Raw genomic sequence first — 4,801 nt, forward strand, 5'->3', positions numbered from 1 at the left:
GGCTCGAGAGCAGCCGTCCCGCCGACCGCGACCCGCGGACCCCCGCGGAAACAATGCCGCCGAAGCGGGCGAACCGCGCCAGCCGCACGAAACGAAGCGCCTGCAATGCCCGGAAGAACCGGAGGAACGGGACAAGCAGAAAGATGACCTGCCACCAGTTCTTCTTCCAGAACTGTTTACGGAACCCTGCGATATAGGCACGCAGGAGGAATTCCCCGACAAAGACCGCCCAGAAGATCCACCCGGCGATGGCGAAGGCGAGCGCCATGCGGGGTTCCGTGGCCAGAAGCTGGCCGAGCACCACGAAAAGGAAGATGACGCCGAGGATCCCCATCGGTTTGTCGAGGCGGCGGGCCAGCAGCTCGGCAGTTCCCAGCCTTTCGGCGGGACTGGCCTCGTGTCTGGTGGCACCGGCTCGGGGATCGGTCACCCTTCACGCCCGTCACGCCAGTTGAGGACACCCTCGAGTGCGGATCCGCTCCCACACTTACTCGTGGGAATGACGCTCATGGTGCCGTTCGTTTCCAGGACCACCGCGGCGACGTCGGACAGATCCCCGGATCCGGTGCTTCGCACCGCCTGACGCACCTCCGACGCGGTCAGCCGGTTCCGGCGTAGCTCCTCATGCTGGAGTTCGCCGTCGCGCACGAGTGCCACGGGCTTCGCCGTCACGAAGGAACGCGCTCCGGGCCAGTGTGATGAGATCCAGGCAACCAAATACTGCAGGGCCGCCAGCAGGCCAAGCGCTGCCAGTCCCTCGGCCCAGGCCACGTCGGAGCTCAGGAGGATGGTGGCGAGGGTGGAGCCGAGGGCCACCGTCACAATGAAATCGAACGCGTTGAGCTGGCTCAAGGTCCGCTTTCCGGAGGCCCGCAGCACCAGCACCAGGGTGACGTAGGAGGCAGAGCCCACCAGAAGGACGCGCAGGACGTCCGACCACGAGTCGAACCACATAGGGTGTTCCTTCCAGGACGCGGGAACCGGATGGTGAGAGCAGTTCCTGAATGAATCCACTTCCCCTCGGCTCCTCGACAGTATCCTTTGAACATGCACGCGACCACCTGCCGCTTCGACGTCCATTCCCCTCACACTGCGGTATCCCGATGAAGCGCTCCGTCGACACCAGCCTGCTCAAAGATTCACTGCGCACCCAATTATGGCCTGCACCCCTCCTGGCGGTAGTGGTGTCGGTCACTCTCGGGCAGTACCTGCCGTTCCTCGACGGGTTGATCGACGAAGACCTTCCGTCCACGGTCTCCGGACTCCTGTTCGGTGGAGGGCCGGAGGCGGCACGTTCGCTGCTGGAGACCATTGCCAGTTCGATGATCACGGTCACCTCGCTGACCTTCTCCCTGACAGTGGTCACGCTGCAGCTGGCGAGCAGCCAATTCTCCCCGCGCCTGCTTCGCACCTTCACGCGCGACCGCTTCGTCCACAACACGCTCGCGCTCTTTCTGGCCACGTTCACCTTCGCGCTGACCGTCCTGCGAAGCGTTCGGGTGGAGACCAGTGAAGGGGAGGGTTTCGTACCCGTGATCTCGGTAACGGTCGCCTTTCTCCTGACCCTCGGAAGCGTCGTCGGCCTCGTGCTTTTCCTGGCCCATCTGGCGCAGCAGATCCGTGTCGAGACCATGCTGCGCGATGTCCACCGCGAAGCCGATAACGCGCTCACGCAGATTTTTTCCGATGACAACGAACCCGCTCGTCCCCCGATCGGACTCGGAGCCGGTGAAACCCTCATCGAGAACAGCACCTCCGGATTCCTGCTGCGGCTCGACCCGGACGCCGCCCTCACGACGGCAAAGGACACCGGGACGTTCATCGTGGTCGATGTGATGCCCGGGGCGTCACTGGTGAAGGGTGTTCCCTTCGCCCGGGCCTGGTCGCTCGACGGGGGCAGCGTCGACGCCGAACGACGGAAGGCGATCAGCAAGGGGCTGAACTCCGGAGTGGCGACCGGTTTCGAACGCACCTCGACGCAGGACGCCGGTTTCGGGCTCCAGCAACTGCTTGATGTCGCAAGCCGCGCGCTGTCTCCAGGTATCAACGACCCGACGACCGCCATCCACGCTCTGAGCCACGTCGCGAGCGTGCTGTGCGGTCTCGCCGGCCGGAAGACCGGCCCCAAAATACTGCAGGACGACGACGGCGTGGGCCGCGTGGTGCTGCAGTATCCGACGTTCCCCTACCTCCTGAATCTCGCTATGGAACAGATGCTCGAGTACGGCATGTCGGACCCGCGCATGGCGGCACGGATCGTGCAGATGCTGCGGGAGGTGGCGTGGGTGCATGATTCGGCGGAGGCCCGGTCCGCGGTGATCGAGCAACTGAGCAGAACTCGCACCGCGGCAGATGAAAGTAACCTCGACTCGCATGTCAAGGAGAAACTTGCTGCAGAATTCGCAGCAGTCGAGGCGGCCCTCGGATCAGCGTGGCCCGTGGGCGGGGCCCCGATCTCGGGCACGGGCGTTACGGAATCGTAAGGGCGTCGGCCCGCAGGCTCTGCACATAATGGGTTGATGGCCCACACTCCGGAGAACTCCCGACCGCCCAGAACAGCAGCCCCGCACTCCACTGCCGGACCTCCCGATGCCGACCGCAAGGGAAGGAAGCCCCGGGGACGAGCCGCCATCGCCATTGTCCTTGGCGTTCTCCTGAGCGTGGTGCTCGCCATGATCAACGGGCTCCAGCTCGCCTCGCTCGAACGGGCGCTGAACGGCCTGGGCATGCCGGACACGCAGCTGGGCGGGTATGACGCCGGCTACGTGGAGAGCGTCCAGGCCGGCATGACGGACGAGCTCTACGAGCGCTACGGTGCATCCCACTACCTGTGGGACATGCTCTTCCCCCTGGTCTTCGCCGCGACCCTCGTCCTGCTCATCCTGCGGGTGACCCGCGGGAGGAAGGTCGCATTGCTGCTGTTGATTGTCCCGGTCCTCTACGCGGCCGTGGACATCGCGGAGAACCTCACCCTCGAGGCGGTCTTCGCCTCCGGAACAATCGATTCCGGCACCGTTGCGCTGGCCTCGACCCTCACTGTGCTCAAGACCGTCCTTTTCATCGCGTCCGTCGTCGCAGCACTCCTGGCCCTGTTGGTCAGGCCGAAGGGCTCCGACGCAGTCGGAGGTCGCTCGGCCGGATGAGGCCCTGGTGAGAGACGTCATTCGAAGAGTCCGTTGAACAAGCCCCAGGAGAGCCCATGAGCTGGTTGTTCACGGTTCTCGGGATCCTTGTGATCGGCGCGGGACTGCTCGAGGTCTTCCAGACGCTGCTGCATCCGGCAGGAAAGGGACTGCTCAGCCGCCGGTGCGCCGGAGCGGTATGGAAAGCGGTGCGGCTCCTTGGCCATCGTGCAACCTCCCTCGCCGGCCCGCTGGCCGCAGTGACCGTCATTCTCTTCTGGGCCCTCCTGCAGATCGGAGGATGGGCGCTCATCTACTACCCGCATATCCCCGAGGGGTTCAGCTACTCGGCCGGCATCGACGAGGCGCGCTACGGGGATTTCCCCGAGGCCGTCTATGTTTCCTCCGTCGTACTGACCACCCTGGGACTGGGGGACGTTGTCGCGATCGACCCTCTCATCCGGCTCGCGCTGCCGTTCGAGGCCTTGACCGGTTTTGGCCTGCTGACAGCGGCCGTCTCATGGTTCATGCAGATCTATCCAGCCCTGGCCCGACGTCGTGCACTCGCCATCCGCCTGTCCATCCTCGACGAATCTGAATTCGCGAAACAGCTGCCGGAGCTCGAGACCGCTACTTCAACGCGCGCGTTGGATAGCCTTGCCAGCGACATCGTGCAGATCCGGGTGGACTTCACCCAGACGGCCGAGTCCTACTACTTCCGTGAATCGACCGCGCGCACCTCGCTCGCGGCGTCACTGTCCTACGCCGTCGATATGAGCCGTGCAGCGCTCGCCTCGGACCGGCACGACGTCGTCCTGGCCGGGTCCGTACTCGAGGGCAGCCTGGAGGACCTTGCCTCCTTCCTGCGGCTCGAATTCCTGTCGGCTGAGGAGGGGGTCGACGAGACATTCGCCGCCTACGCCGCCAGCCATCGCTACCCCTACCGGGACTGAACGCCTACTGTCAGCGCCGCGCGGCGCGCTGCGGTCACGACACGCAAGGCCTGACGGCGAAGAACGCGATACTCCACGGCCCGCTTCAACCGGAGCCCCGATGACGAACCGGTAAGGCGAACGACGGGCGGCTTTTCGAATCGGGCCCAGCGAGGCCCGATCCCTCATCCTCAGTCAGCCACGGACTATCTGCCTCGCCGTGTTTCCACGCACCATCTTGTCGTCAATCATCTGCGGGTACCGTTCCACGATCGTCTGGTCGGCCGGACGGAAATCGATTCCGAGCTCAGCCCGTGCCCGGGTGTTGTCGAAATCAAGCGGCCACCCGACGTTGCGTTCGACGAAATCACGCGTCAGCCCCATGGCGGGCCCAGAAGCCTTCGCCACGAATTTCGGCAGTTCGCGCGTGGGAAAGGATAGCTTGCGACCGAAGTGCCGTCGCAGGACCTTACCGATCTCGAGCATGCTGAGCGTCTCCGAGCTTGCGATATAAGTAGGCTGACTATAGTCCCTCCGTGAACAAGGTCCTAGATGTTGACCGGACGCTCCGCCCCCTCATGTCGAAGTCAGCGCAGCGCCTCGTCCACTGCGGCGATCGCGTGGAGACGGGTGGTGGCGAAGATGGGCACGGGGCTGTCCTTTTGGCCGATCAGCAGTTCGAGTTCGGTGCAGCCGAGGATCACCCCCTGTGCTCCCCGAACCACGAGGTCGCGGATGACCCCGGCG

5 protein-coding genes and 1 pseudogene are annotated in these 4,801 nt (G+C 64.7%); 3 read left to right on the plus strand and 3 right to left on the minus strand.

The features are described 5' to 3' along the window. Together Y705_RS21425 and Y705_RS0113380 are read right to left on the minus strand one after the other, a co-directional pair. Positions 1 to 430 (minus strand): annotated as a pseudogene (locus Y705_RS21425) (hypothetical protein); the annotation flags it as partial. Next, positions 427 to 954, minus strand: a complete 528-nt coding sequence (locus tag Y705_RS0113380; RefSeq protein WP_026533223.1) for a DUF421 domain-containing protein — start codon at positions 952 to 954, stop codon at positions 427 to 429. The gene Y705_RS0113380 and the pseudogene Y705_RS21425, both read right to left, overlap by 4 nt. A gap of 149 nt (positions 955 to 1,103) precedes the next feature. On the opposite strand from Y705_RS0113380, the gene Y705_RS19990 reads away from it, so the two are divergent. The 3 genes from Y705_RS19990 to Y705_RS0113395 are packed head-to-tail and all read left to right on the plus strand — an operon-like array spanning position 1,104 to position 4,075. Further along, positions 1,104 to 2,483, plus strand: a complete 1,380-nt coding sequence (locus tag Y705_RS19990) for a DUF2254 domain-containing protein (RefSeq protein WP_081738058.1) — start codon at positions 1,104 to 1,106, stop codon at positions 2,481 to 2,483. A 36-nt stretch (positions 2,484 to 2,519) separates the two neighbouring features. Further along, the gene (locus Y705_RS0113390) at positions 2,520 to 3,143 is read left to right on the plus strand and encodes a hypothetical protein (RefSeq protein ID WP_026533224.1); all 624 of its coding nucleotides are present in this window, start codon (positions 2,520 to 2,522) and stop codon (positions 3,141 to 3,143) included. Between the two features lie 56 nt (positions 3,144 to 3,199). Beyond that, a complete protein-coding gene (locus Y705_RS0113395; RefSeq protein WP_026533225.1) occupies positions 3,200 to 4,075 on the plus strand; it encodes a potassium channel family protein in 876 nt (291 codons plus the stop codon). Between the two features lie 174 nt (positions 4,076 to 4,249). Here the strand turns inward: Y705_RS0113395 and Y705_RS0113400 are convergent, their stop codons facing one another. Beyond that, positions 4,250 to 4,540 (minus strand): Rossmann-fold NAD(P)-binding domain-containing protein, encoded by a 291-nt coding sequence (locus tag Y705_RS0113400; protein WP_026533226.1) that lies wholly within the window; start codon positions 4,538 to 4,540, stop codon positions 4,250 to 4,252. Positions 4,541 to 4,801: the final 261 nt, after the last annotated feature.

The sequence above is a fragment of the Arthrobacter sp. H41 genome (assembly GCF_000520535.1).
GTDB lineage: Bacteria > Actinomycetota > Actinomycetes > Actinomycetales > Micrococcaceae > Arthrobacter_D.